Below are 24193 nucleotides of genomic sequence, written 5' to 3'. Positions count from 1 at the left end.
ATGATAGAGATCGAGGGGTTGCACAAGGCTTACCGCGCGCCGGACGGGCGGCGGATTGAGGTGTTAAAGGGCGTTTCGCTGCAGGTGCCGGCCGGATCTATTACCGCCGTGGTCGGCCCCAGCGGGGCGGGTAAATCGACGCTGGCGAAATGCGTCAGCCTGCTGGAGCGGCCGGGCAGCGGCAGCATCCGGGTGAACGGCCAGGACCTGTCGCGGCTGTCGGGCGAGGCGCTGCGCAGAGAGCGGCGGGCGATAGGCACGGTGTTTCAGTCTTCCGCGCTGCTGCAGCGCAAAACCGCCTGGCAGAATATCGCGCTGCCGTTGGCCTATCTGGGCGTGGTGCCGCGCGATATCGACAAACGGGTAAAGACCCTGCTGGCGGCGGTGGGGCTGGCGGACAAAGCGGCGTTTTACCCGGCGCAGCTGTCCGGCGGCCAGCGCCAGCGGGTCGGCATCGCCCGCGCGCTGGCGCTGAATCCGTCGGTGCTGCTGGCGGACGAGGCCACCTCCGGGCTGGATCCGGACGCCACCGGGGCCATTCTCAGCCTGCTTAAACAGCTGCGCGATCGGTATGGCTTGTCGATCATCCTGATCACCCACGAGATGGACGCGGTGCGCGACGCCGCCGACGCGGTGGCCGAGATCCGCGACGGCGTGATTGTGCAGCAAGGGCCGGTGCGTGAGCTGTTGGCGGCGTCCGATTCCTTGCTGGGCCGCCAGCTGTTCCCGCTGAAGGCGCTGGCGTCCGACGCCGCGCTGCGGCTGCAGGTGACCTATTCCGCCCGCCAGCCGGCGGCCGCCGACTGGATCAGCCGCATCAGCCGCCAACTCGACTTGCAGATCGACCTGCTGGGCGGCCACGTTGAAGTGGTGGGCGGCAGCCTGGCCGGGCGGTTGGAAATTGCGGTGCGTTTTGGCGGCGGCTCGCGTTCGGTGGCCGAACTGCAGGGCGAGCTGCGGCGGTTGGGCATTCTCGCCGAGGTGCTGGAGCAGCCGGCGGCGTTGCAGGAGGCGGTATGAAAAATCTGTCCGACAGCGTGATGAGCCAGGACACCCCCTGGAGCGAGATCCATCGGCTGATGCTGCCGGCCTACGGCGAAACCTGGCTGATGGTCGGCATCGTAATGCTGTTTGTGGTGGCGATCGGCGGCGCCGTCGGGGTGGTGTTGTTCAACACCTCGTCGCGCGGCTTGTTTCCGCGCCCGGCGCTGAATCGCACGCTGAGCTGGTTGGTGAACATGGGCCGCTCGCTGCCGTTTCTGGTGCTGATGGCGGCGATTATTCCGTTCACCTTCTGGTTGACCGGCACCACCATCGGCATTCCGGCGGCGGTGATCCCGATGATAGTCGCCGGCATTCCGTTCTTCGGCCGGCTGGTGGAGAACGCGCTGCGCGAACTGCCGCCGGAGGTGACGGCGGTGGGGCTGGTGTCCGGCGGTTCGACCTGGCAGATAGTTACCCGGGCGCAGCTCAGCGAGGCGCTGCCGGCGATCGTCGCCGCCATCACGCTGAACGTCATCTCGATGATCGAATATTCGGCCATCGCCGGCACCATAGGCGCGGGCGGCATCGGTTATCTGGCGGTGGTGTACGGCTACCAGCGTTTCGACAATCACATCATGATCGCCACCATTGTAGTGCTGATCGCCACCATTCAGCTGATTCAGTTTATTGGCGACCGCCTGGTCGCCGCGTTGCGTCATCATCAGGAAACCTTTTAATCATGCCTAATAACGACTTTGAGATAGCGAAAAAGAAACGCTGGCCGTGGCCGGTGGGCATCGCAGCGCTGGTGATTATCGCCGCCGCGGTGTGGCACTTCACCGCCCGCCAGCAGCAAGGGGTGCAGTTCGGCAGCACGCTGCAGGTGCATTTTGAGCCGGCGATGGCCGGAGAACAGCGGGTGATCGAGTACGTCGGCGAGCACATCGCGCCGGATTACGGCCTCCGGCTGCAGGCGGTTGGCCTGCAGGATCCGGTACAGGCCGATCGCGCGGTGGCGCAGGGGCAGTACGCCGCCACCGTCTACCAGCACCAGTGGTGGCTAAAGCAGGTGGTGGACGCCAACGGCTTTAAGCTGACCCCGACGCTGCCGGTGTTTCAGTGGGCGTTCGGCATCTATTCCGACCGCTATAAGTCGATCGCCGAGTTGCCGGACGGTGCGGAGATCGTGGTGCCCAACGACGGCGCCAATCAGGGGCAGGCGTTGTGGTTGCTGCAGCGTATCGGGCTGATCGGGCTGGATCCGGCGATCGAGGCGCGTACCGCCAGGCTGAAAGACATTCGCGAGAACCAGCGCCATTTCAACTTCAAAGAGCTGGATCTGCTGACCATGCCGCGCGCCCTGAACTCGGTGGATGCGGCCATTGGCTACGTGTCGCAGTTCGACGCCGGCAAGGTGCCGCGCGAGAAGGGCATTCTGTTCCCGCCGGCGCCGAAGACCTTCGCCTCGCAGCTGGTGATCGGCACGCCTTATCTGCAGGACGAAAATATTCGCAAGCTGCAGCAGGCGTTCGCCGATCCCAGGCTGCAGGCGTGGCTGAAAAGCACCGACGATCCGCTGGTGAAAGGCGTGCTGGTGCCGGTATCGGCAGAGTAATCCCCGCCCGGAATGGCAGTGATAAATACCGGATTAACGCAGGTTAATCCGGCGTTTTAGTTACGCCGTAACTTAATTTAATTTATTGATATTAATCATATTTATAGATGAATTTGTTGTTTGTCGGCGCGTTTGTTTCACCCTATAAACAAGGTGTCACCCGCCCATTACAACGAGGAAGCTATGAGTACCTTGAATATTGATACTGCGTCGCCGTTATCTGCGCCCATCGGCTCGGCCAGCGATGTGGCGCGTTTGATTAACCAACGCAGCGAGAAAAATACCCATGCGCGCATGATAGTGCTGTTGGCGCTGGGCGGTGTTTTTCTCGATGCCTATGACCTGACCACGCTGTCTTACGGCATCGATGACGTGGTGCGTGAATTCAGCCTCAGCCCGCTGCTGACCGGGGTGGTGACCTCTTCGATTATGGTCGGCACCATTCTCGGCAACCTGGTCGGCGGCTGGCTGACCGACAAATACGGCCGCTATCAGGTGTTTATGGCCGATATGCTGTTTTTTGTGGTTTCCGCCATCGCCGCCGGGCTGGCGCCCAACGTCTGGGTGCTGATCGGCGCGCGCTTTCTGATGGGTATCGGCGTCGGCATCGATTTGCCGGTGGCGATGGCCTACCTGGCCGAGTTCTCCAAATTCACCGGCAAGGCCAACAAGGCGTCGCGCCTGGCCGCCTGGTGTCCGATGTGGTACGCCGCTTCGTCGGTGTGTTTTCTGATCATCTTCGCGCTCTATTTTCTGCTGCCGGCCGAACATGCCGACTGGCTGTGGCGCGCCTCGCTGATTTTCGGCGCCGTGCCGGCGCTGTTGATCATCATGGTGCGCAGCAAGTTTATGAACGAGTCGCCGCTGTGGGCCGCTAACCAGGGCGATCTGAAAGAGGCGGCGCGCATCCTGCGTGAGTCATACGGCATCGCCGCCCATGAGGCGGAACCTAATGCCGCCAAACCGGCGCCGCCGCCGAAGGTCAGCTTCCGCGTGCTGTTCCGTAAGCCGTACCGCGAGCGCACCCTGGTCTCCAGCGTGATGAACCTGTGCATTTCCTTTGAATACACCGCCATCGCCTTCTTCCTGCCGTCGATTCTGGCGCAGTTTCTCGGTGCCGGGGTGTTTGAAACCATCTCCGCTTCGCTCGGGCTGAACGTGCTGTTCGCCTTTACCGGCGGCCTGCTCGGCATGCGCCTGGCGTGGAAGTATCCGTCGCGCCACGTGGCGATCGCCGGTTTTGCGCTGCAGTTTATCGCGCTGATTGCCCTGGCGTTGATCGGGCATCCGCAGGCGGCGTTCGGCGTCGGGCTGGCGATCCTGATGCTGGGCCTGTGGCTGTTCGCCGAAGGGTTCGGCCCCGGCGCGCAGATGATGATCTACCCGGCGCTGTCTTACCCGACGGCGATCCGCGCCACCGGCGTCGGCTTCGGCCGCTCGCTGTCCGGCATCGGCAGCGCGCTGGCGCTGTTTATTCTGCCGATCCTGCAGGCGCACTTCGGCACCGACATGTTTTGGATTGTTTCGCTGGCGGCGGCTATCCCCATCGCCTTCCTGCTGGCCGTTCGCTTTGAACCGACGGCGCACGACATCGACGAGCTGGGCGACCGCGCTTAACCACAGAGGACACTGACATGACGCAACATCTGTTATCCACCGGAGCAGACTACCCACGGCTGGCCGCGCGTTTTCGGCCGATCTTCGCCGACATCGCCGCCGGGGCGGTGGAGCGCGAGCTGTCGCGCACGCTGCCGCACGAGCCGATCCGTTGGCTGAAAGAGGCGGGTTTCGGCAGGGTGCGCATCCCGCGTGAAAAGGGCGGCGACGGCGCGTCGCTGCCGCAGCTGTTCGCACTGCTCACCGAACTGGCGGAGGCGGACTCCAACCTGCCGCAGGCGCTGCGGGCGCATTTCGCCTTTGTCGAAGATCGGCTGAATGCGCCGGACGGCCCGGAGCGCGATCGCTGGTTCGAACGCTTTCTCGACGGCCAGCTGGTCGGCAGCGGCTGGACCGAGATTGGCGACGTAAAGCTGGGGCAGGTGAACACCCGGGTAACGCCGCAGGCCGACGGCTGGTTGCTCAACGGCGAGAAGTTTTACAGCACCGGCAGCCTGTTTACCGATTGGATCGACGTGTATGCCGAGCGCAGCGACAACGGCGGCGCGGTGATCGCCCTGGTGAATGTCGCCCAGCCGGGCGTGGAGCGCGACGACGACTGGGACGGATTTGGCCAACGCACTACCGGCAGCGGCACCACGCGTTTTATTGATGCGCAGGTCGAGCGGGCGCACGTCTATGACTTTGCCGAACGCTTCCGCTACCAGACCGCGTTTTACCAGCACGTGCTATTGGCGACGCTGGCGGGGATCGGCCGCGCGGTGCTGCGCGACGTCGGCGAGGGCGTGCGGCAGCGCAAAAGGGTTTACAGCCACGGCAACGCCGGTTGGGTGAAGGACGACGTGCAGATCCAGCAGGTGGTAGGGCAAATCAGCGCCTGGTCCTATGCGGTGGAGGCGACGGTGCTGAAAGCCGCCGCCTCGCTGCAGCAGGCTTACGAGGCGCATAGATCCGGCGATGAAGCGCAGCTGCAGGCGCTTAACGTGGCGGCGGAGCTGGACGCCGCCAGGGCGCAGGTGATTGCCGGGGAATGGGTGCAGCGCGCCGCCGGCGAATTGTTCAATGCGCTGGGCGCTTCGGATACCCGCGCCGGCAAGGCGTTGGATCGCCACTGGCGCAATGCCCGCACGGTTTCTTCGCATAATCCGGTGATCTACAAGGCGCGCAACATCGGCGACTGGGAAATTAACCGCCATACGCCGACCTTTATCTGGCAAATCGGCAGCGGCGGCTGAGAGGAACAGGGCGTTAAACTCAGCCCGGCCACACCTGCGTGCTGCGCGGGCTGTCCATCCGGTAGTCGGAATAAGGGCGGGTAAACATCTCTCGCCCCAGTTCGCGAGCGGCTAACAGCGGATTGCGTGGGTCGTGGGCGATTTCACCCCGTTGATTGCCCGCGCCGTGCACCAGCCCGACGAACTCGGAATGGGTATAGCGGCTGAACTCCTGGATCTGATGCACGATGCCCAGCGCCGCGCCGGGGTAGGTTTCTTCCGAAGCGACCGCCAGCCCGATGCGCTTGCCGCGCATGCGCTGGTGCACCTGTTCCGCCTGCGGGTAGGCATTGGAATAAAAGCTGAACGAGCGATCGAAAAAGGCTTTGCTCTGTGCCGACATGCCGTACCAGTAAACCGGCGTGCAAAATATCGCGCCGTCGGCCGGCAGAAAATGCTCCAGAAACAGTTCGGCGTAGCGATCGCCCGGCGGCGGCGTTTGCCGCTCATCGGTCAGGAAACCGCTGATATAGTCGTCGAGAAAGTGCAGACTGGCGAGGGTGCCCGCTTCGGCTGCGCCTGCGATTATCGCCTGCGCCAGCGCGGCGCTGTTGCCGTCGCGGCGAGGGCTACCCACCATGACGGCAAGGCGTTTGGGGTGATGAAGTGTGTTCATGTCATGCTCCAGCGTTGGGGGAAAGCGATGGCCCAATCTAGCGGTGGAAGTTGGCCGGCGACAAATGACGGCTTTTCTGCCAGGATGAGTTGAATTCACCTATCAGGAGCCAACGCCATGTTCGCCACGCTGCCCGTCAACGCGTTACGCACCTTTGAATCCGCCGCGCGGTTGCGCAGCTTTAAGCTGGCGGCCGCGGAGTTGTCGGTGACGCCGACGGCGATATCGCACCAAATCAAAGTGCTGGAACAGCAGCTGGGCTTTGTGCTGTTCGAACGGCTGCCGCGCGGCGTGCGGCTGACGGAGAAGGGCGAGCGGTTGTTTGCCGGCGTTCACGGCGCGCTGCTGGACGTCTCGGGCGTGTTGGATGCGCTGCGCCCGGTACCCAGCGCCGGTTCGCTGTGCGTTTCCGTCACGCATTCTTTCGCCGCGCTGTGGCTGGTGCCGCGGCTGGGGCGTTTTTATCAGGCTTATCCGCATTATCTGGTACGCCTGGAGGCCTGCGCCGAGGTGATCGATCTGCAGCAGGACGCCAGCGTAGACATAGCGGTGCGCTACAGCCGCGCCCGTTATCCCGCTCTGCACCAGGCGGCGCGGCTGGAGGAAACCTTTGGCGTATACGCGGCGCCGGGGCTCTCCGCCGCCGCTCTGCAACCGCCGGCGTTGATTACCGTGAAATGGGGCGATTCGGCCCTGTACGAGACCGGCTGGCGCGACTGGTGCCAGGCCGCCGGCGTTGACTGGTGGCAACGGCGCACGGCGCTGCGCAGCTATGACGAAGAGCATTATGCGCTGCAGGCGGCGGTGGCCGGCCAGGGGCTGGTGTTGGCCAGTTCGGTGATGGTGTCCGACCTGGTGGGCAATGGCCTGCTGGTGGCGCACCGCCCGGAGATCCGCGTGCCGGGCGCCGCCTACAGCGTGCTGTGCGCGCCGGGCCGCGAACGGCATCCGCCGGTGAGGGCGTTTTTAAGCTGGCTGCAGCAGGAGTTGCCGCATTGAGCGAGGGCACGAAATAAAAGTTTTTCTGGCGTAAGACGTGGGAATATCAGATAACTTTCATATTCAACCTCAGTGAGAGAGATGTCCATGAGCCAACCACGAGTTTCTGATTATCCGATTGATGCGCAGTTTATCGAACGCTGGTCGCCGCGCGCGCTGGCCAACGACGCGATTGACGACGAAACGCTGCTGAGCTTCTTTGAGGCGGCGCGTTGGTCGCCTTCGGCCTATAACATCCAGCCATGGCGTTTCGCCTACAGCAAGCACGGTTCCGACAGCTGGGAAGACTATCTGGATTTCCTGATCGAGTTCAACCGCGGCTGGGCGCAGCACGCTTCGGCGCTGGTGGTGATTATCTCCAAAACCACCAGCCAGAACGGCGAGCAGGAAGTCGGCAACCCAAGCCATTCGTTCGATACCGGCGCCGCCTGGGCCAACCTGGCGCTGCAGGCGCACCTTAAGGGCTGGCTGACCCACTGCATGGGCGGCGTGCATCACGATAAAATCAAGACCGCGCTGAAGCTGCCGGACAACTATGTGGTGCACGGCATGGTGGCGATCGGCAAACCGGGCGATAAATCGCGCCTGCCGGATTTCCTGCAGGACAAAGAGATACCTTCCGGCCGCCTGACGCTGGAGAAAACCGTGGTCGAAGGGCTGAATTTCAGCCTGTGATCTCGCCGCGTCGCCAGGGCCCGCTTTGCGGGCCTTTTTTATGGGGCGCAGGTAGCCGGGTAAAGCTTTGGGAGTATGTTCTCGTTTTATCTATCGTTGTATAATTTGTTATATAGCGATAATCAAAACGGAGGCTCCCATGCACAACCACTTTGGCAAAGGGCTGATGGCGGGGCTGAAGGCGCAGAGCCTCAAGCCCGCGGCGGAACTGTCGAAGTTCTGTTCCGACTACAAACGGGGCTTCGTGCTGGGCTATGCGCATCACCTGGCGCAAAGCAGCGGTGACGAGAATCGGGCGGCGTTTGAAGCGGGGCGGCTGTGCCGGGCTTATGGCCTCAGCCGCGATCCCACGAGCGAGTTTTTCTCCGGCGGCGCCAGCAGCCTGGCGGAAAAGTTCTTTTGCGCCGGCTATAACTCGCCTCGATAGCGTTAAAAGCCCGCTTAAATATCTTTGAGCGGGCTATTTTTAATAGGATTCCCGGGCTGGATCCCTCTTTGCCAACAGGCATAGGGTGCTAAACCTATCCATTTGCGGAGTCGCCGGCAACTCGCCCCGTTTTGGCCACAATCAGGCAGAATCATCCCCCCATTCAATGAATACTTCATGGGTAAGATTTACGCCAGGCGTGCTGATTGAGATCGGTTTCATGGGTGTTGCCATAACGATTATAATCCGGCCCGACAGCGCAACCCGCCAGTAATATGCCGCTCACTATCAGCGCAAGAGTACGGAGGGGAAACATGGGGGAGCCTTTGAGTCGAAGCAGAGTTTTGACTGTATTACCAAATGGTCACTTGTTGTCAATCGGTGCTCATCGAGCTAAGCTGGAAAAATGACTAAACATATGAATGCACTTTCCCCGCGTGGGCCATTGGATCACAGCGTTCGCGATCAGATCGTGGAAGCCGCCACAGAGCACTTCGGGCACTTTGGGTATGAGAAAACCACCGTGTCCGATTTGGCCAGGGCGATTGGTTTTTCCAAGGCCTACATCTATAAATTCTTCGATTCCAAACAGGCAATTGGTGAGGTGATTTGTGCCAATCGGCTGGCCACAATCATGGATATTGTCGATTCGGCGCTCGCAGATGCGCCGACGGCATCTGAAAAATTAAGGCGTCTTTTCAAAGTGTTGACGGAAGCAGGCAGCGACCTGTTTTTTCATGACCGCAAGCTTTACGACATCGCGGCCGTCGCTGCCCGCGATTGCTGGCCTTCGGCGGCGGTGTACGAAAAAAGTCTGCGCGAGCTGATTCAGCACATCCTTCTCGAGGGGAGGCAGTCGGGAGAGTTCGAGCGCAAAACGCCGCTGGATGAAGCGGCACAGGCGATCTTCCTGGTCATGCTGCCCTACATCAGCCCCGTCCAACTGCAATATAACCTGGAGAATGCGCCAGCGGCAGCGGCGCTTCTGTCGGCATTGATACTGCGCAGCATGGCGCCTTAAAATTTGTGACCATTGACATTTTTGGTCACCAGTCTGAGAATGCGGTTACCGTCCTGTTCATTAATTAAGGGAACCCATGCCTCGGCTAAAATCTGCTCGCCTTGCTGTTTGCCTGTTATCTTTCGCCCTGGTGGCGTGCGGTGACGCTTCCAGCGTCGACGATCCACGTAACCAACCTCCTCTTGTCAGGGTTGCGACCGTGGTGAGCGCCGTCGATTCCTCGCGTGCATTCACCGGCGTTGTCGTTGCCCGAACTCAAAGCGATCTCGGTTTTAGAGTGCAGGGTAAAATCCTTGCGCGTCTGGTGGATACCGGCCAGACCGTTAAACGCGGCCAGCCATTGATGCGTCTGGATCCCGCTGACCTGAACCTGCAGGCGCAGGCTCAGCAACAGGCCGTCGCGGCTGCGCGAGCCCGGGCAAGACAAGCTACCAATGACGAGGCGCGTTATCGCGGGCTGGTTGCGTCAGGTGCAGTGTCGGCATCGGCCTACGATCAGATAAAGGCCGCAGCAGAGACGGCCAAAGCCGAGCTCAGCGCTGCTCAGGCGCAGGCGAATGTGGCGCAAAACGCGACGGGCTACGCCGTGCTGCTGGCCGACGCCGACGGCGTGGTCATGGAGACGCTGGCTGAACCCGGTCAGGTTGTCGGTGCAGGGCAGCCGGTGGTCCGGCTGGCCAGGGCAGGGCAACGCGAGGCCATCGTGCAGTTGCCCGAGACGCTGCGCCCGGATCGCGAAAGCGAAGCCGAGGCGACGTTGTACGGGGCCGATAAAGGGTCAGTCCCTGCGAAGCTGCGGCTCCTTTCCGATGCGGCCGATCCTGTGACGCGCACCTTCGAGGCGAGATATGTGCTTGAGGGGGCGCTGGCCAGCGCGCCTCTGGGCTCCACTGTTACTCTCCATATTGCAGAAGATAAAACAGCTCATGAGGTGATGCAGGTACCTATAGCGGCAATCTATGATCCGGGTAGAGGGCCGGGTGTCTGGGGTATTTCGGGTAAACCGGCAAAAGTGTCATGGCGGCCCATTCAGGTGCTGGGGTTGGGTGACGATGCCGCAAGGGTGATCGGTTCCCTCAAGCCGGGTGAACAGGTGGTCGCTCTGGGAGCGCATCTGCTGCATGACGGTGAGGCCGTACGCATGGCCGAACAGAGCGATGCCGGCGCCGCCGGGAGCCAGCCATGAGCGAGGGGCGATTCAATCTTTCAGCGCTTGCCGTTCGCGAGCGCTCAATCACACTGTTCCTTATTCTCCTGATTACGGTCGCGGGCATTCTCTCGTTCTTCGAACTGGGACGGGCGGAAGATCCGCCCTTCACGGTCAAGCAGATGACGGTGATTTCTGCCTGGCCGGGCGCTACCGCGCAAGAGATGCAGGATCAGGTTGCAGAGCCGATTGAAAAGCGCATGCAGGAGCTCAAATGGTATGACCGTAGCGAGACTTACACGCGTGCCGGTCTGGCGTTTACCACGCTGTCATTGCAGGACAGCACGCCGCCTTCGCAGGTGCAGGAAGAATTCTATCAGGCGCGCAAGAAGCTTGGCGATGAAGCCAAAAACCTGCCGGCGGGCGTCATCGGGCCGATGGTCAATGATGAATTCGCCGACGTGACCTTTGCGCTCTTTGCGCTGAAGGCGAAAGGGGAGCCGCAGCGAATATTGGTCCGCGATGCGGAATCTTTGCGCCAGCGTCTTTTGCATGTGCCGGGTGTGAAAAAGGTCAATATTATCGGTGAGCAGCCTGAACGCATCTTTGTCTCGTTCTCGCATGACCGGCTGGCCACGCTGGGCATTTCTCCTCAGGATATTTTCTCCGCCCTCAACGACCAGAACCTATTGACGCCCGCCGGTTCGATTGACACCCAAGGGCCGCAGGTCTTTATTCGCCTGGACGGTGCCTTTGACAAACTGGCGAAAATCCGCGAAACGCCGATTGTCGTACAGGGCAGAACCCTGCAGCTTTCGGACGTGGCAACGGTTGAACGCGGCTACGAAGATCCTGCGACCTTCATGATCCGCAATCAGGGAGAGCAGGCATTGTTGCTGGGCATCGTAATGCGTGACGGCTGGAATGGTCTGGATTTGGGTAAGGCGTTGGATGCGGAAGCGGCCAAAATCAATGAGGGCATGCCGTTGGGCATGACCCTGACCAAGGTCACCGATCAGTCAGTCAACATCAGCTCCGCCGTTGACGAGTTCATGATCAAATTCTTCGTCGCGCTGCTGGTGGTGATGGTGGTGTGCTTCGTCAGTATGGGCTGGCGCGTGGGCGTGGTGGTTGCGGCGGCGGTGCCGTTGACGCTGGCTATCGTCTTCGTGGTGATGGAGGCTTCCGGCAAAAACTTCGACCGTATTACCCTGGGGTCATTGATCCTGGCGCTCGGGTTGCTGGTCGACGATGCCATCATCGCCATCGAAATGATGGTGGTGAAAATGGAAGAGGGCTACGACCGTATCAAAGCCTCGGCCTATGCCTGGAGCCACACCGCCGCCCCAATGCTGGCGGGTACTTTGGTCACCGCCGTCGGTTTCATGCCCAACGGTTTCGCACAGTCCACCGCCGGTGAATACACCAGCAATATGTTTTGGATCGTGGGTATCGCCCTGATTGCTTCCTGGGTGGTGGCGGTGGTGTTTACGCCTTATCTGGGCGTGAAGATGCTGCCGAACCTCAAAAAGGTTGAGGGTGGGCATGCGGCTATCTACAACACCCGAAATTACAACCGCTTTCGCCGATTGCTGACGCGCGTTGTCGCCCGGAAATGGGCGGTGGCGGGCACGGTGATCGCTGTGTTTACCCTGGCCATTCTTGGCATGGGGCTGGTTAAAAAACAATTTTTCCCTACCTCTGACCGCCCGGAGGTCCTGGTTGAAGTGCAGATGCCTTATGGCACCTCCATTGAACAGACCAGTGCGGCAACGGCGAAAATCGAGGACTGGCTGAAAAAGCAGAAAGAGGCAGAAATCGTCACGTCTTACATCGGGCAGGGCTCACCGCGTTTCTATCTGGCCATGGCGCCGGAGCTGCCCGATCCCTCGTTTGCGAAAATTGTCGTGCTGACGGGCAGCCAGGAAGCGCGCGAGGCGCTCAAGTTCAGACTGCGCGAAGCGGTGGCCGGCGGGCTGGCGCCTGAGGCGCGCGTACGCGTGACGCAACTGGTGTTTGGCCCGTATTCACCTTATCCGGTAGCTTACCGCGTTATGGGGCCGGCCCCCACCCAACTGCGAGAAATTGCAGGCGAGGTGGAAAGGGTGATGCAGACCAGCCCGATGATGAGGACCGTCAACACCGATTGGGGCCCGCGGGTGCCGGTGCTGCATTTCACGCTCAATCAGGACCGCCTTCAGGCGGTGGGGCTGACATCGAATGCGGTCGCGCAGCAGCTTCAGTTTCTGCTCTCGGGTATTCCGATCACCTCGGTGCGTGAAGATATCCGTTCGGTGCAGGTCATGGGGCGCGCGGCGGGAGATATCCGGCTCGATCCGGCAAAAATAGCCGGCTTTACCTTGGTGGGTGCTGCCGGTCAGCGCATTCCGCTATCTCAGATAGGGGATGTTGAGGTGCGAATGGAAGATCCTGTTCTGCGTCGTCGCGATCGTACCCCGACCATTACCGTGCGGGGAGATATTGCCGAAAATCTGCAACCGCCGGATGTCTCCACGACAATCATGAAAGCGTTGCAGCCGGTCATCGATAAGCTTCCGGCCGGATACCGTATCGAGCAGGCCGGCTCGATTGAAGAATCAGGGAAAGCCACCAAAGCCATGGCGCCGCTGTTCCCCATCATGATCGCCATGACGTTGTTGATTATTATCCTGCAGGTGCGGTCGATGTCGGCGATGGTGATGGTATTCCTCACCGCGCCGCTGGGGCTGATTGGCGTGGTGCCAACGCTGCTGCTCTTTAACCAGCCGTTTGGCATCAATGCCCTGGTAGGGCTGATTGCGCTGTCGGGCATACTGATGCGCAACACGCTGATCCTGATAGGGCAGATCCATCACAACGAACGGGAAGGGCTGGCGCCTTTCCATGCGGTGGTGGAGGCGACGGTGCAGCGAGCCCGGCCGGTGTTGCTCACCGCGATGGCCGCCATTCTGGCGTTTATCCCGCTGACGCACTCGGTGTTCTGGGGAACGCTGGCCTATACCCTGATTGGCGGGACGTTTGGCGGCACCATCATCACGTTGGTGTTCCTGCCTGCAATGTACGCCATCTGGTTCAGGATACGTCCCGACAATCAGCAGCGGAATGAAAAGCAGGTAGCCTAGCCGGCGCAACACTGGCCTGTACTGACGGCTTCTATAGGGCAGGCCAGTCTGCGGCAATGTAGCGATGCCGGGAACTATTACGCAGTCGTTAAGGTTCCTGGCTTGCAACGCGCTCGATGTTTACTTCTACCTTTTGCTGCGCTTCCGGCATATGGTGTTATGAGTATTAGCTCATTAACAGGAACGGAATGATGCGCGATCTCCCCCCAACGGCCACGCTGCGCACTTTTGAAGCCGCTACCCGCCACACCACCTTGGCTTCAGCCGCGGCAGAACTTCTCATTACGCAAAGCGCAGGCGGCCATCAGTTGAAAATCTGGAGGTTACCGCTTTTTGAGCGCGGTAAACCCTCGGCCTGACGCCTGCAGGCGCGGTGCTCGCCCCCTTGTGCGCGAATCAAATCAGGAGAACACAAGATGTCTGACCAACCTACACTTGCCCTTATCGGTCCGGGTGCCATCGGTACCACCATCGCCGCTGTACTGCATGAAGTTGACCGAACGCCAGTCCTTTGCGGGCGTACCGCGCATCCGCAGTTGATTTTACGCCACGATGAGGGGCAAGTCGTGGTGCCGGGGCCGGTATTGAGCAATCCGGCGGCTATCAGCGGCCCGTTCGATCTGGTTTTTGTTGCGGTGAAAACCACCCAGGTAGCTGACAGCGCCAACTGGCTGGCTGCGTTGTGCGATGAAAATACCCTTGTATGCGCACTGCAAAATGGTGTCGAACAGGAAAGCCTGCTGGAACCCTACGTCAAGGGTGCGAAGATACTGCCTTCGGTCGTGTGGTTCCCGGCACAGCGCGAACCGGATGCCTCAGTCTGGCTGCGTGCCAAACCGCGCCTTACGCTGCCGGATGTTCCCGAAGCAAAACGAATAGCCGATGTGCTCAAAGGCACAGGCTGCGCGGTTGAGCTGTCAACCGACTTTATCTCTATCGCCTGGCGCAAACTGCTGCAGAACGCGGTCGCTGGTCTGATGGTACTGGCGAATCGCCGTGCCGGAATGTTCGCGCGGGGGGATATCACTGAACTGGCGCTGGCTTATTTGCGCGAGTGTCTGGCCGTAGCGCGTGCAAAGGGGGCGTTACTGAGCGATAACGTTCCGCAGGAGATCCTTGACGGTTTTCATCGTGCCCCTGCGGATTTAGGCACCTCCATTCTCGCTGACCGCCAGGCCAACCGCCCACTGGAGTGGGATATCCGCAACGGCGTGATACAGCGTTATGGGCACTCGCTGGGTATTCCTACGCCCATCAGCGACGTGTTGGTACCGCTGCTGGCGGCAGGAAGTGAGGGGCCGGGGTGAAGCCGTTAACGGCAGGGTATTTGTCAGGCCGCGACAGCGGGGATCGCCGATCAAAAACGCCAAAAAACAAAACGCCCGCTTAAGTTTCCTTAGGCGGGCGTCTCTAAATATGGCTCCTCTGACTGGACTCGAACCAGTGACATACGGATTAACAGTCCGCCGTTCTACCGACTGAACTACAGAGGAATCGTGTGAACGGGGCGAATAATAGCGGCGCGCCTGCGGCTTGTAAAGCATGAAAACGCGTTGGCGCATCGTTTGCTGCAAGATTATTCAACTTGCTGCTTTTTATGGCTTTTGTTGGTGCGGCCCTGCGCAAATGCGCCGCACGGCCGCATCAGATTTCCTCAATGATTTCGTAGAGCGCGGAGATCGCCGTGCCGCTCAGGTTAACGGTGGTCTCTCTGTCTTTGACATGGGCATACACCACATCGGTGGTGCTGTGCCCGACGCCCTGTTCGGAGACCAGAAAGTCGATGCTGCTTTTGGTGGAGCCGGGGAGCATATCCATCAGGGCGTTCAGCTGCGTTTTATCTGGCGCGCTGAGATGCCGCTGCCGGCCGACGATATTGGTGAAGCGGATGCTGTTAGCGGTTTTGTTTTCATTAAGCTTGCTTCTGAGCTTATCGAGCAGCTCGCCGCCTTCTTTTTCCGCTTTGATGATGTTGCCGATTTTTTCTATTATTTCTTTGTTTTTCGCAATTTGCGTTTCACCCAGCTTGGTCACCAGCGCGGAAAACGCGGCCACGATAGCCATGGCGCCCGCCGGGATTTTGATATATTTGCTGGAGTCGACCATGAAATGCAGCATGGTGCCCATCGCCGCGCCGGCCCCGCATAACAGGCTGGCGATATTCAGGTTTCTGCTGAAGTTGGCATCGTAGATATTCCGGTTCAGCATGTCGTTGTTTCTGACCCTGTTGACGGGGTATTGATGGTAATTATTTGCCAGGCTAATGGCGTTTTGCGCCGTCACCGGATTGGGGTTGGCTTCACGATCCTGTCGGGTGCTCCGTTCTCTGAATGCTCTGCTGTATTCATTGATGAAAAAAATGGCGCTTTTTTCATTTTTGTCGCATTCAAAAAAAACGGTATTTTTATCAACCGAGTTCATGGTGCCAATCAGTTGGATGATGGTTCTTGTATGAGCGGCGGACACCTTATCGGTGCTCAACGCCCGCGCGGTGTATGCCAGAGCCGGTTTTTCCATCATACGGCCGCCTTATAACGCTTTGTTTTGTTTAATATCCCAGCCGGTAGAACTTTCGGCGCCTTTACCCCCTTGGCCAGACTGTTCGTAGTATTTGACCTGAACTTTCGACGCCTGGAAGGTATACAGAATATTGATGCCATCGTTGGAATCTACCCCGGTGAACTGGGTAGAGGTGACCAACACGTCTTCAAGCGCGATATTCACGTATTCCACCTGGCTGCCGCCGGCCTTGCACGCCGACAGTTCGATTTTGGTGACGTGCTTGCCGGCCGAACAGTAGCCCAATATGGCCGGGGTCGCTTTATCGATAAGCGCATAGACCTGCAAATCCTGAAAGACTACCTTGCCAGTACCGCCGCCGCCGCCAACCGACATATTGCCTTGCTGCTGCGCGACCCAGGAAAATGACAGAACATCTATCCAATTTTTGTGATTTGCATCCGTAGATTCGCCATTGATGCCGTCAACCTTGAGGTACATATCGATAGCCACTGTAGATCTCCTTATTGATAAGCTAGCTTATGGTCTAGCAATGGCATTCCGGGCTGTCAATTTTTGGGTGCAGGCGTGGCGGCGGTAATTAGGATTTTTCCTGTTTAAAAGCGGTATCGGTTTGTTTTTGATGGTTCAAATTGTCGGATAAGCGTTGCGCACAAAAGTTGTATTATTCTTATTTTAAGGATGATTACTCCAGCAAGCATAAAATATATGGTTTTATTTTCTTAATATTATTTATTTTATGGCTATTTAATCTCATTTCATATATTCATAAATTTAATTAACTGATTGCCCCGGGATCGCCGGTCTGCTGCCTTATGTTGGTGCAGGCTGCCGCTCCGGGTGGCAAATTGGCGTGCGGCCGCGGAAGGGCTGCCGGGTTTCTTTTAATTAACAATGCGTTATTTTTCTTCAGATTCTGGCCCGGATCTTGCTGCTGTTTAGCCATACGCAGTGTAGCGGCATGACGGAGGCAATAATAATGAATCTCAGGCGTCTGAAGTATTTCGTGAAAATCGTCGATATCGGCAGCCTGACTCAGGCGGCGGAGGTACTGCATATCGCCCAGCCGGCGCTCAGCCAGCAGTTGGCGACGCTGGAAGGGGAGCTTAAGCAGCAACTGCTGATCCGCACCAAGCGCGGGGTGCAGCCGACCGAAGCCGGTAACATCCTCTACGCCCATGCCCAGACCATTTTGCGCCAGTGCGAGCAGGCGCAAAGCGCGGTCAACAGCGCCGGGCAGGCGATGAGCGGCCAGGTGTCCGTCGGGCTGGCGCCGGGCAGCGTGGCTTCGCAGCTGGCGTTGCCGCTGCTGCAGGCGGTGCGCGATCGGCACCCGGGCATTTTGCTCAGTTTGAATGAAAATATCGGCTCGGCGCTGGCCGGGCAGGTGGCTAACCAGACGCTGGACATGGCGATGATTTACGGCGCCAAAATGCCGCCTGGCCTGCAGGCCACCGTGCTGATGAGGGAGGATCTTTATCTGGTGGCGACGCGTGCGGTGCCCAGCCCCGGCAACAGCGTCGAGCTGCTGGACGTGGCGCGGCTGAACCTGTTCCTGCCGCGCGAAGGCGATGTGGTGCGCAGCCAGGTGGAAGACGCGATGGCGCTGCGCAAGCTGGCGGCCAACGTGGTGGGGGAAATCGAATCCTCCGGCACCCTGAACGCGGCGATCGCCAGCGGCCTGGGCGCCACCATTTTGCCGGAGTCGGTGGCGCGGGGGATGATTGGGCCGGCCAAGGCCTGGATGGCGCGCATCAATGCGCCAACGCTGTCGGTGCCGTTATCGCTGTGCGTTGCCAGCGAGCATGCGCTGTCTGGCCCCGCGCTGGCGGTGAAAGACCTGCTGTTGTCGATCGCCGGCAGCAGCAGCCAGCAGAAACGCGCTTTGGCGCTGGTGCAATAGGGAAAACGGGCAAAGCCCGCACGTGGCGGGCCTTGCGGGCAGGCTTAACGGAACGGGGGTTCGTTGAAGGTGCGCAGCTTGCGCGAGTGCAGGCGGTCGCCTTCGGCACGCAGCAGATCGATGGCGCAGATGCCGATTTGCAAATGCTCGGAGATCGCCCCTTCATAGAAACGGTTGGCCTGGCCGGGGAGCTTGATCTCGCCGTGCAGGGGTTTATCCGAGACGCACAGCAGCGTGCCGTAGGGCACCCGGAAGCGGTAACCCTGCGCGGCGATGGTGGCGCTCTCCATATCTACCGCCACCGCGCGGCTCAGGTTGAAGCGCAACGCCGAGGCGGAATAGCGCAGCTCCCAGTTGCGGTCGTCGGTGGTGACCACGGTGCCGGTGCGCAGGCGTTGTTTGACCTCTTCGCCGGGCATGCCGCTGACCATTTTGGTGGCGTCGTACAGCGCGCGCTGCACCTCGGCGATGCTCGGGATCGGGATATCCGGCGGCAGCACCGAGTCCAGCACGTGGTCGTCGCGCAGGTAGGCGTGCGCCAGCACGTAGTCGCCGATCGACTGGCTTTCGCGCAGGCCGCCGCAGTGGCCGATCATCAGCCAGGCGCTTGGGCGCAGCACCGCCAGGTGATCGCAGATGGTCTTGGCGTTGGAGGGGCCGACGCCGATGTTGATCAGGGTGATGCCCTGGCCGGTGCGCGAGATCAGATGATAGGCCGGCATCTGGTGGTTTTTCCACGCCAGGTCCGACACCGCCTGGTCCGGCGCGCTGGTTTCCGGCGTGATGTAGGTGCCGCCTGCGCTGGACAGGGCGATGTACGGGCTGGCCGGATCGGCAATCTGCTCGCAGGCCCAGCGGACGAACTCATCCACGTAGCGGGTGTAGTTGGTGAACAACACGAACGGCTGGAAGTGCTCCACCGGCGTGCCGGTGTAGTGCCGCAGCCGCGCCAGCGAGAAATCCGCGCGCAGCGCATCGAAATGCGACAGCGGGAAATGGTTGCCGGTGGCGTGGAACAGGCCGTCGGCGGTCTCGTCGCCGATTTGCGCCAGTTCGGTGGTGGGGAAATGCTGGGCGATGCCGGCGCTCATCGAGCGATCCAGCGTCAGGCTGGAACCGTCGATCACATAAGGGAAGGGAATTTCTTGCCGCGACGGCGCCACCTCGATATGGGCGGCGTAGTCGTGCTCCAGCATCGCCAACTGTTCGGCCAGATAGTGGCGGAACAGCTGCGGGCGGGTAATGGTGGTGCTGTAGCTGCCGGTGTGGGTAAAACGGCCGTAGGCGCGGGTTTTGCTCTGGCCGGACTTTTGGCCGTCCCAGCTGACGCGCAGCTCGGGGTAAACGAACAGCCCGGCGGCGCGCGCTTGCGGATCCGGCAGCGCGCCCTGGCTGATGAAATCGCCGACCGCCTGGCGCAGCGCATCGACGGCCGCGTCATACAGGGCTTCCAGTTTATCGAGTGCCTGAGCGGCGCTGAGGCCGGTGCTGGATGGGGTGTTGCTCATACTTTCTCCTCGGTTCTCCCGGCCTTGAGGCGGGAGGCAGGCGGATGCCGATAGCATTTCACAGCAACAGGTTAGCCGAAGACGGGCGCAAAAGCTTGGTCGAAATGGGGGACGGGAAAAGAAAACGCAGCGGCGCGGCCGCCGCCGCTGCGCCGGGGCTCAGGAGGCCGGTTCGGCCCGTTCCACTTTCAGCGACACCAGGCCGATGCCCAGCTTCTTCGGCGTGAAGCCGCCGCTGGCGCCTTCCTGCGGCTCGGTCGGGGCCGGTGGAGTAATGCTGATATTTTGCGCGCCGTGCGGGTTATCAAAGCGCAGGGTGACCGTACTGTCCTGCTCGCCCAGCGAGACGAAGCGCTCTTCGTCGCCGACGCGCACCGAGATAGGCTCGCCGACGTTTTTGCCGTAGGCGCGGGCGCGCAGCACCAGATCGAAGGTTTTCGGCAGCGGTTCGGCGTAGGCGATGTCCACCGCCGGCGCCAGGTTGGCGTCGGACCAGCGCCCCCAGTCTTCGACGCCGGAGACGCCGGTGATGCTCTTCACCTGCTCCGGCATGCCCGGCAGCATAAATTCAATGGCATCCGCCCGGTATTTCATCGCCGCGTCGTCCACCTGCAAACGGGCGACGGCGTTCTGATAGCCGGCAACGCTGTCCGCCGCCGGGCTGTTGAAGCTCACCTTGCCGCGGTAGCGGCTGCCGGTGGCCTGCACTACCTGCGGCGGTGAGGCCAGAGTGCCGGACGCCACGCAGGTATCGGTGCTCAGCGCCAGCTGCGGCGCCCAGACGCGGCCAATCTCATAGCATTTGTCGACCCAGACAAACTTTTCCCCCGCGCCCAGGCCGGCCAGCTGCTTTCTCAGCGGCGTGGACAGGTAGACGTTAAACATCGGTTCGATGCGGTTTTCCGCCACTTTGAGAATAAAAGGCACCTTGTAGGTCACGCCGGAGAAGGTAAAGCTGCGGCTCTGGGTGTCGATGCTGTAATCGCTGATGCTGTTCGGCAGCCCCCACTGTTTGATCACCGCCGGCTTCCAGCCGTTGATTTTCTCGTCGATGTTGAGGAATACCGTGGAGAGCGTCGGGCCGGACAGGCTGCTGCGGCCGAGGCCGATATAGTTGTCGCCGCCCATGCGGTCCAGCACGGTGGCGCCGTTGTCCAGCGTGCTGCGCTTCTCGTTGTGCTGCTCCGCCTGCGGGCGGGTGCCGTCGATAATAAAGAACAGGTTGCGGCGCTTCTGCTTGGTCAAAATGTCGTAGGCGGTGTTGTTCATCGCCAGATGGTCGGAAGACACCACGATCACCGTATTGCTGAAATACGGCGAACTTTTGATTTTGTCGATCAGGGCGGCGATGTGCTGTTGGCTGCAGGCCACCGCGCTCAGCGAGCGGTTATCCTTGTTTTGCCAGGCGTAGGACTTTTTGCTGCAGCCGGCGGAAATAAAGCCGTCCGGGTGGTGGGTGTCGACGGTCAGGGTGAACAGCGAGAACTTCTGCCGCTGCCTGGAGAGCTCGACGAACTTGTCGTACACCAGATCCAGCACGGTATCGTCGTACCAGCCCCAGTCATTCTTGTAGGCCGGATCGGCGATTTGCCCGCGCAGCTCTTTAAAGCCATAGACATGGTCGAAGCCGTGCGATGTCAGGAAGGTGTCCTTGCCGGCGAACGCCAGCTCGGCGCCCTGGTAGAAATAGTTGACGTAGCCGGCGGATTTCAGCACGTCGCCCAGGCAGACGTTCTCGGGGTAAAAGGTGGAAACGGCGCTGGAGGCGTTGCCGTCAAAGGGGGCGAACAGCGGAATGCCGCACTGCGAGGCCACCATGCCGGCGATGGTATAGCCGGTGCCCGGCAACTGCTGAGTGTTGCTGAAGTCGATGCTGTCTTCCCGCAGCCGGTTCAGATCGTCGGCTAGTGCGGGGAAGAGTTGCCGATCGAGATAGGTGCGCTCCAGACTTTCGGCGTAGATGTACACCAGGTTCGGCTGTTTGCCCTGCAGGGTTTTCTTCGGCGCTTTGTAGTAGGTAGCAAAATCGGCGGTGTCGCCGCTTATCTGGCTTTTGACCAGCAGGGAAATCTCCTGAAACGCCGGGGTGGTGCTGACCGAAAACAGCGCCAGCAGCACGGCCAGCACGCTGTAAACCACGCTGCTCCTTTTGGCCTTGCGCCGCAGCAGGCTGCGGGCCAGCAGGGCGAAAATCAAGCTCAACCCCGCCAGCAGGCCGATAAACGGCAAGACGTATTTGCCGACGCCGGCGCCCTTCAGGCTGCTGGTAAGGGTATAGAGAACCGCGTCGGTGATGCCGTCGCCGGTGAAGTAGTTGCTGGCGATCAGGATGACGTTCAGAACCAGATAGCTGCCGAGCAGGATGAGCAGGGTGGCGAACCACCAGCGGTTGGCGGCGGCCCGGGTGCGATAGATGGCAATCGAGGCTAAGAAAAGAACAAAAGAGATTAATGCTGAGACCATCCACCGAGCCCTGTCTGATTAGAAAGAAAAATTTTACTGTCCTGGCGCACGCCGCCGGCCTTGCGGGGCGTGAAAAAAGAAGGGTATAGCGTATTGAAAGCGGCAGGGCAATGCGCGTTTGCGCAACGCAGGCGGCGCCGGGCGCGATTGCGTAAATTTGTGACGATACTGTGACAGCTGTCACGCCTGTGGCGGCGAAGGTGCCGAAATATTGCTCGCTGGGCGTTTGGCTCTACCCTTAACGAGTGCACCGAACTCATCAACCATTCTGGAGAAAACCATGCATTCGATCCCCTCGGCGGTACTTGAGGATCTGGCCCCGCAGGGCGTTTTGCGGGCGGCGATCAACCTTGGCAACCCGGTGCTGGCGCAGGTGGGGCCGGGCGGCAAGCCACAGGGCGTATCTGTCGATCTGGCCGCGGCGCTGGCGGGTGAGCTGGGCGTAGCGCTGGAGCTGGTGGCCTATGATGCGGCGGGCAAGGTGTTCGCCGATCTGGACAGCGGCGCCTGGGCCCTGGCTTTTATGGCCATCGAGCCGGTGCGCGCGACGCAGATAGCGTTCAGCGCGCCGTATGCGATCATCGAGGGGACTTACCTGGTGGCGAACGACGCGCCTTATCATGAGGTGGCGCAGCTCGACAGGCCGGAGGTGCGCATCGCGGTCGGCAAAGGCGCGGCTTATGATCTGTTCCTGTCGCGTACGCTGCAGCAGGCACAGCTGGTGCGGGCCGGCACCTCCGCAGAAGCGATAACCCTGTTTCTGGCGCAGGGGCTGGAGGCGGCGGCGGGCGTGCGTCAACCGCTGCTGGCCGCCGCGGCCGCTAACCCGGGGCTGCGCGTTCTGGAAGGGCATTTCACCGCAATCAGGCAGGCGATGGCGGTGCCGCGGCACAAAACGCAGGGCGCCGCCTACGTGAACGCGTTTATCGAGCGCTGCAAGGCCAACGGGCTGGTGAAGGCGGCGTTGCAGCGCAGCGGCCAGGGCGATGTGACGGTAGCGCCGCCGGCCGCCGTTATCTGAAAGAGGTTGGATCGTTGCCGACGTTTAGGCCGCGATCCAGCTCGCTCATTGCCGCCAATTCGGATGCCGAGAGGCTAAAGTCAAATATATCAATATTTTCCTTTATTCTTTGCGGCGTGCTGGACTTCGGCAGGGCGACGATTTGGTTTTCATACAGCCAGCGCAAGATTATTTGTGCGGGGGTTTTATGATGCCGCGCGGCAATTTTCAGGATGCCCGGCTCGGTTAATATATGTTGGCTGCCGTGGCCGAGCGGGCTCCAGGCCTGCGTAACTACACCTTGAACGCGCAGCCAGTCGACCAGCTCTCGTTGCTGGTTTAAAGGGTGGATCTGCAACTGATTGACTGCGGGCATAACGCCGGTTTCAGCTTCCAGCCGGCGTATCTGTTCGATGGAGAAGTTGCTGACCCCGATGTTTTTAACCCTTCCGCTATCGCGGAGCCTGATCATGTCATTCCAGGCGGAGACGAACAGGTCTTGCCCCGATACCGGCCAGTGAATCAAGTACAGATCGATATAGTCGCATCCCAGCTTGCTCAGGCTTTCACTGAAGGCGTTTTCAACGTCGTCATGCCTGTCGTTCCATAGCTTGGTGGTGATGAAGACGTCTTCGCGGCGCACCCCCGCCGTTTTTATCGCGGTGCCGACCTCGGACTCATTGCCATAGATAGCGGCGGTATCGATTAGCCGATAGCCTGAATCAAGGGCGCATCGCACGGCATTTATCAATTCTTCTCCCCGGGACTGCCAAACGCCGAAGCCAATGGCGGGGATGGCATTTCCGTCACGCGCGAGCAGTTGTTTTTTATCTGGCATATTAATTTCCTATATATGGGTAATAAATTTTAAATTTTTATGGATAGGTTCAACAAAATGCACGTCTGATTCTTCGCGCCGCGGCGTATCGATAGAAAGAAAATAAACGGGCTTTCCGTCAAACGGTTTAATGCTGTGAACGGTGTTTCTTTTAAAAATCACCAGCTGGTTTGCGGCTAAAATTCTTCTCGCATCGCTGCCCGTTTGAAACTCCAGCGCGCCTTCCACGACGACTAAAACTTCATCGCACTGCTTGTGGTAATGCTTCGGCACCTCGGCATAGACGCGAAAAAGGCGAATGCTGCTTTGCGGCGAATCTTCAAGGTACATGTCGACGATGAGGGAGTCGGCGGTGTCGGGGAAGTGCCGTTTCTTTTCTTCCAGGTCAAAATAAAGGGCCTTCATAATCTGCTCGCTGTAAATAATGAAAATAGAACCTGGCTATTGAAATAAACAGCGGGTTA

Annotated in this window: 23 protein-coding genes, 1 tRNA gene and 1 pseudogene; 16 read left to right on the top strand and 9 right to left on the bottom strand. The window is 60.1% G+C overall.

Annotation, left to right across the window (positions count from 1 at the left end):
• From KHA73_RS15615 to KHA73_RS15595, 5 genes are all read left to right on the top strand, one after another.
• A complete protein-coding gene (locus tag KHA73_RS15615; protein ID WP_234585286.1) occupies positions 1-1020 on the top strand; it encodes a methionine ABC transporter ATP-binding protein in 1020 nt (339 codons plus the stop codon).
• Positions 1017-1721 carry a methionine ABC transporter permease gene (locus KHA73_RS15610; protein ID WP_380737602.1) on the top strand — a complete coding sequence of 235 codons (705 nt, stop codon included), beginning with the start codon at positions 1017-1019 and terminating at the stop codon, positions 1719-1721. The genes KHA73_RS15615 and KHA73_RS15610 overlap by 4 nt, the downstream gene beginning before the upstream one ends.
• Before the next feature lie 2 nt (positions 1722-1723).
• On the top strand, positions 1724-2599 hold the full coding sequence (locus tag KHA73_RS15605) for a MetQ/NlpA family ABC transporter substrate-binding protein (RefSeq protein ID WP_234585285.1): 876 nt from the start codon (positions 1724-1726) through the stop codon (positions 2597-2599).
• A gap of 183 nt (positions 2600-2782) precedes the next feature.
• Positions 2783-4216 carry an MFS transporter gene (locus tag KHA73_RS15600; RefSeq protein WP_234585284.1) on the top strand — a complete coding sequence of 478 codons (1434 nt, stop codon included), beginning with the start codon at positions 2783-2785 and terminating at the stop codon, positions 4214-4216.
• Positions 4217-4233: 17 nt separating this feature from the next.
• Positions 4234-5451 carry an acyl-CoA dehydrogenase family protein gene (locus KHA73_RS15595; protein WP_234585283.1) on the top strand — a complete coding sequence of 406 codons (1218 nt, stop codon included), beginning with the start codon at positions 4234-4236 and terminating at the stop codon, positions 5449-5451.
• 19 nt (positions 5452-5470) lie between these two features.
• On the opposite strand, the gene KHA73_RS15590 is transcribed toward KHA73_RS15595, so the two are convergent.
• Positions 5471-6106, bottom strand: a complete 636-nt coding sequence (locus tag KHA73_RS15590) for a flavodoxin family protein (RefSeq protein ID WP_234585282.1) — start codon at positions 6104-6106, stop codon at positions 5471-5473.
• A 117-nt stretch (positions 6107-6223) separates the two neighbouring features.
• Between KHA73_RS15590 and KHA73_RS15585 the strand changes: the two genes are divergently transcribed.
• From KHA73_RS15585 to KHA73_RS15570, 4 genes are all read left to right on the top strand, one after another.
• Complete coding sequence (locus KHA73_RS15585; RefSeq protein ID WP_234585281.1) at positions 6224-7105, top strand: LysR substrate-binding domain-containing protein; 882 nt, start codon at positions 6224-6226, stop codon at positions 7103-7105.
• Positions 7106-7192: 87 nt separating this feature from the next.
• Positions 7193-7780 carry a nitroreductase family protein gene (locus KHA73_RS15580; protein WP_234585279.1) on the top strand — a complete coding sequence of 196 codons (588 nt, stop codon included), beginning with the start codon at positions 7193-7195 and terminating at the stop codon, positions 7778-7780.
• 139 nt (positions 7781-7919) lie between these two features.
• A complete protein-coding gene (locus KHA73_RS15575) occupies positions 7920-8207 on the top strand; it encodes a DUF2623 family protein (protein WP_234585277.1) in 288 nt (95 codons plus the stop codon).
• Between the two features lie 406 nt (positions 8208-8613).
• Positions 8614-9228 carry a TetR/AcrR family transcriptional regulator gene (locus KHA73_RS15570; protein ID WP_234585276.1) on the top strand — a complete coding sequence of 205 codons (615 nt, stop codon included), beginning with the start codon at positions 8614-8616 and terminating at the stop codon, positions 9226-9228.
• Here the strand turns inward: KHA73_RS15570 and KHA73_RS15565 are convergent.
• A complete protein-coding gene (locus tag KHA73_RS15565; protein WP_234591386.1) occupies positions 9225-9395 on the bottom strand; it encodes a hypothetical protein in 171 nt (56 codons plus the stop codon). The genes KHA73_RS15570 and KHA73_RS15565 overlap by 4 nt on opposite strands.
• Here KHA73_RS15565 and KHA73_RS15560 point away from each other — a divergent pair.
• The 4 genes and pseudogenes from KHA73_RS15560 (at position 9359) to KHA73_RS15545 (ending at position 14804) form a co-directional block, all read left to right on the top strand.
• Positions 9359-10414, top strand: a complete 1056-nt coding sequence (locus KHA73_RS15560; protein ID WP_234591291.1) for an efflux RND transporter periplasmic adaptor subunit — start codon at positions 9359-9361, stop codon at positions 10412-10414. The genes KHA73_RS15565 and KHA73_RS15560 overlap by 37 nt on opposite strands.
• On the top strand, positions 10411-13497 hold the full coding sequence (locus tag KHA73_RS15555) for an efflux RND transporter permease subunit (protein ID WP_234585274.1): 3087 nt from the start codon (positions 10411-10413) through the stop codon (positions 13495-13497). Before KHA73_RS15560 ends, KHA73_RS15555 begins: the two co-directional genes overlap by 4 nt.
• A 191-nt stretch (positions 13498-13688) precedes the next feature.
• Positions 13689-13885: pseudogene (locus KHA73_RS15550) on the top strand (LysR family transcriptional regulator); the annotation flags it as partial.
• A 28-nt stretch (positions 13886-13913) separates the two neighbouring features.
• Positions 13914-14804, top strand: coding sequence for an oxidoreductase (locus KHA73_RS15545; protein WP_234585272.1), 891 nt, complete (start codon positions 13914-13916; stop codon positions 14802-14804).
• A gap of 110 nt (positions 14805-14914) precedes the next feature.
• Here the strand turns inward: KHA73_RS15545 and KHA73_RS15540 are convergent.
• Together KHA73_RS15540 and KHA73_RS15535 are read right to left on the bottom strand one after the other, a co-directional pair.
• Positions 14915-14990 (bottom strand) — tRNA-Asn (locus KHA73_RS15540).
• A gap of 151 nt (positions 14991-15141) precedes the next feature.
• Positions 15142-15705, bottom strand: coding sequence for a hypothetical protein (locus KHA73_RS15535; protein ID WP_234585270.1), 564 nt, complete (start codon positions 15703-15705; stop codon positions 15142-15144).
• 33 nt (positions 15706-15738) lie between these two features.
• On the opposite strand from KHA73_RS15535, the gene KHA73_RS15530 reads away from it, so the two are divergent.
• Positions 15739-16032 carry a hypothetical protein gene (locus KHA73_RS15530; protein WP_234585269.1) on the top strand — a complete coding sequence of 98 codons (294 nt, stop codon included), beginning with the start codon at positions 15739-15741 and terminating at the stop codon, positions 16030-16032.
• Here the strand turns inward: KHA73_RS15530 and KHA73_RS15525 are convergent.
• Positions 16027-16509: an Hcp family type VI secretion system effector gene (locus KHA73_RS15525; RefSeq protein WP_234585267.1), complete on the bottom strand. Its 483-nt coding sequence runs from the start codon at positions 16507-16509 to the stop codon at positions 16027-16029. The genes KHA73_RS15530 and KHA73_RS15525 overlap by 6 nt on opposite strands.
• Before the next feature lie 487 nt (positions 16510-16996).
• Here KHA73_RS15525 and nac point away from each other — a divergent pair, with 487 nt between their 5' ends.
• Positions 16997-17920, top strand: coding sequence for a nitrogen assimilation transcriptional regulator NAC (gene nac / locus KHA73_RS15520; RefSeq protein WP_234585266.1), 924 nt, complete (start codon positions 16997-16999; stop codon positions 17918-17920).
• A gap of 44 nt (positions 17921-17964) precedes the next feature.
• On the opposite strand, the gene KHA73_RS15515 is transcribed toward nac, so the two are convergent.
• Complete coding sequence (locus KHA73_RS15515) at positions 17965-19428, bottom strand: AMP nucleosidase (RefSeq protein ID WP_234585265.1); 1464 nt, start codon at positions 19426-19428, stop codon at positions 17965-17967.
• 159 nt (positions 19429-19587) lie between these two features.
• Positions 19588-21891 carry a phosphatidylglycerol--membrane-oligosaccharide glycerophosphotransferase gene (gene opgB / locus KHA73_RS15510; RefSeq protein WP_234585264.1) on the bottom strand — a complete coding sequence of 768 codons (2304 nt, stop codon included), beginning with the start codon at positions 21889-21891 and terminating at the stop codon, positions 19588-19590.
• Positions 21892-22171: 280 nt separating this feature from the next.
• Here opgB and KHA73_RS15505 point away from each other — a divergent pair, with 280 nt between their 5' ends.
• On the top strand, positions 22172-22912 hold the full coding sequence (locus KHA73_RS15505; RefSeq protein ID WP_234585263.1) for a transporter substrate-binding domain-containing protein: 741 nt from the start codon (positions 22172-22174) through the stop codon (positions 22910-22912).
• Here the strand turns inward: KHA73_RS15505 and KHA73_RS15500 are convergent.
• Positions 22905-23729, bottom strand: coding sequence for an aldo/keto reductase (locus tag KHA73_RS15500; RefSeq protein ID WP_234585262.1), 825 nt, complete (start codon positions 23727-23729; stop codon positions 22905-22907). The two genes, KHA73_RS15505 and KHA73_RS15500, sit on opposite strands and share 8 nt — an antisense overlap.
• Before the next feature lie 9 nt (positions 23730-23738).
• Positions 23739-24134 carry a cupin domain-containing protein gene (locus tag KHA73_RS15495; protein ID WP_234585261.1) on the bottom strand — a complete coding sequence of 132 codons (396 nt, stop codon included), beginning with the start codon at positions 24132-24134 and terminating at the stop codon, positions 23739-23741.
• Positions 24135-24193 lie beyond the last annotated feature (59 nt).

It is taken from the genome of Serratia entomophila, from assembly GCF_021462285.1.
In the GTDB taxonomy this organism is placed as follows: Bacteria; Pseudomonadota; Gammaproteobacteria; order Enterobacterales; family Enterobacteriaceae; genus Serratia; species Serratia entomophila.
Note: the sequence above shows the minus strand (reverse complement) of the source record. Positions and strands in the feature narration are given on the sequence as shown.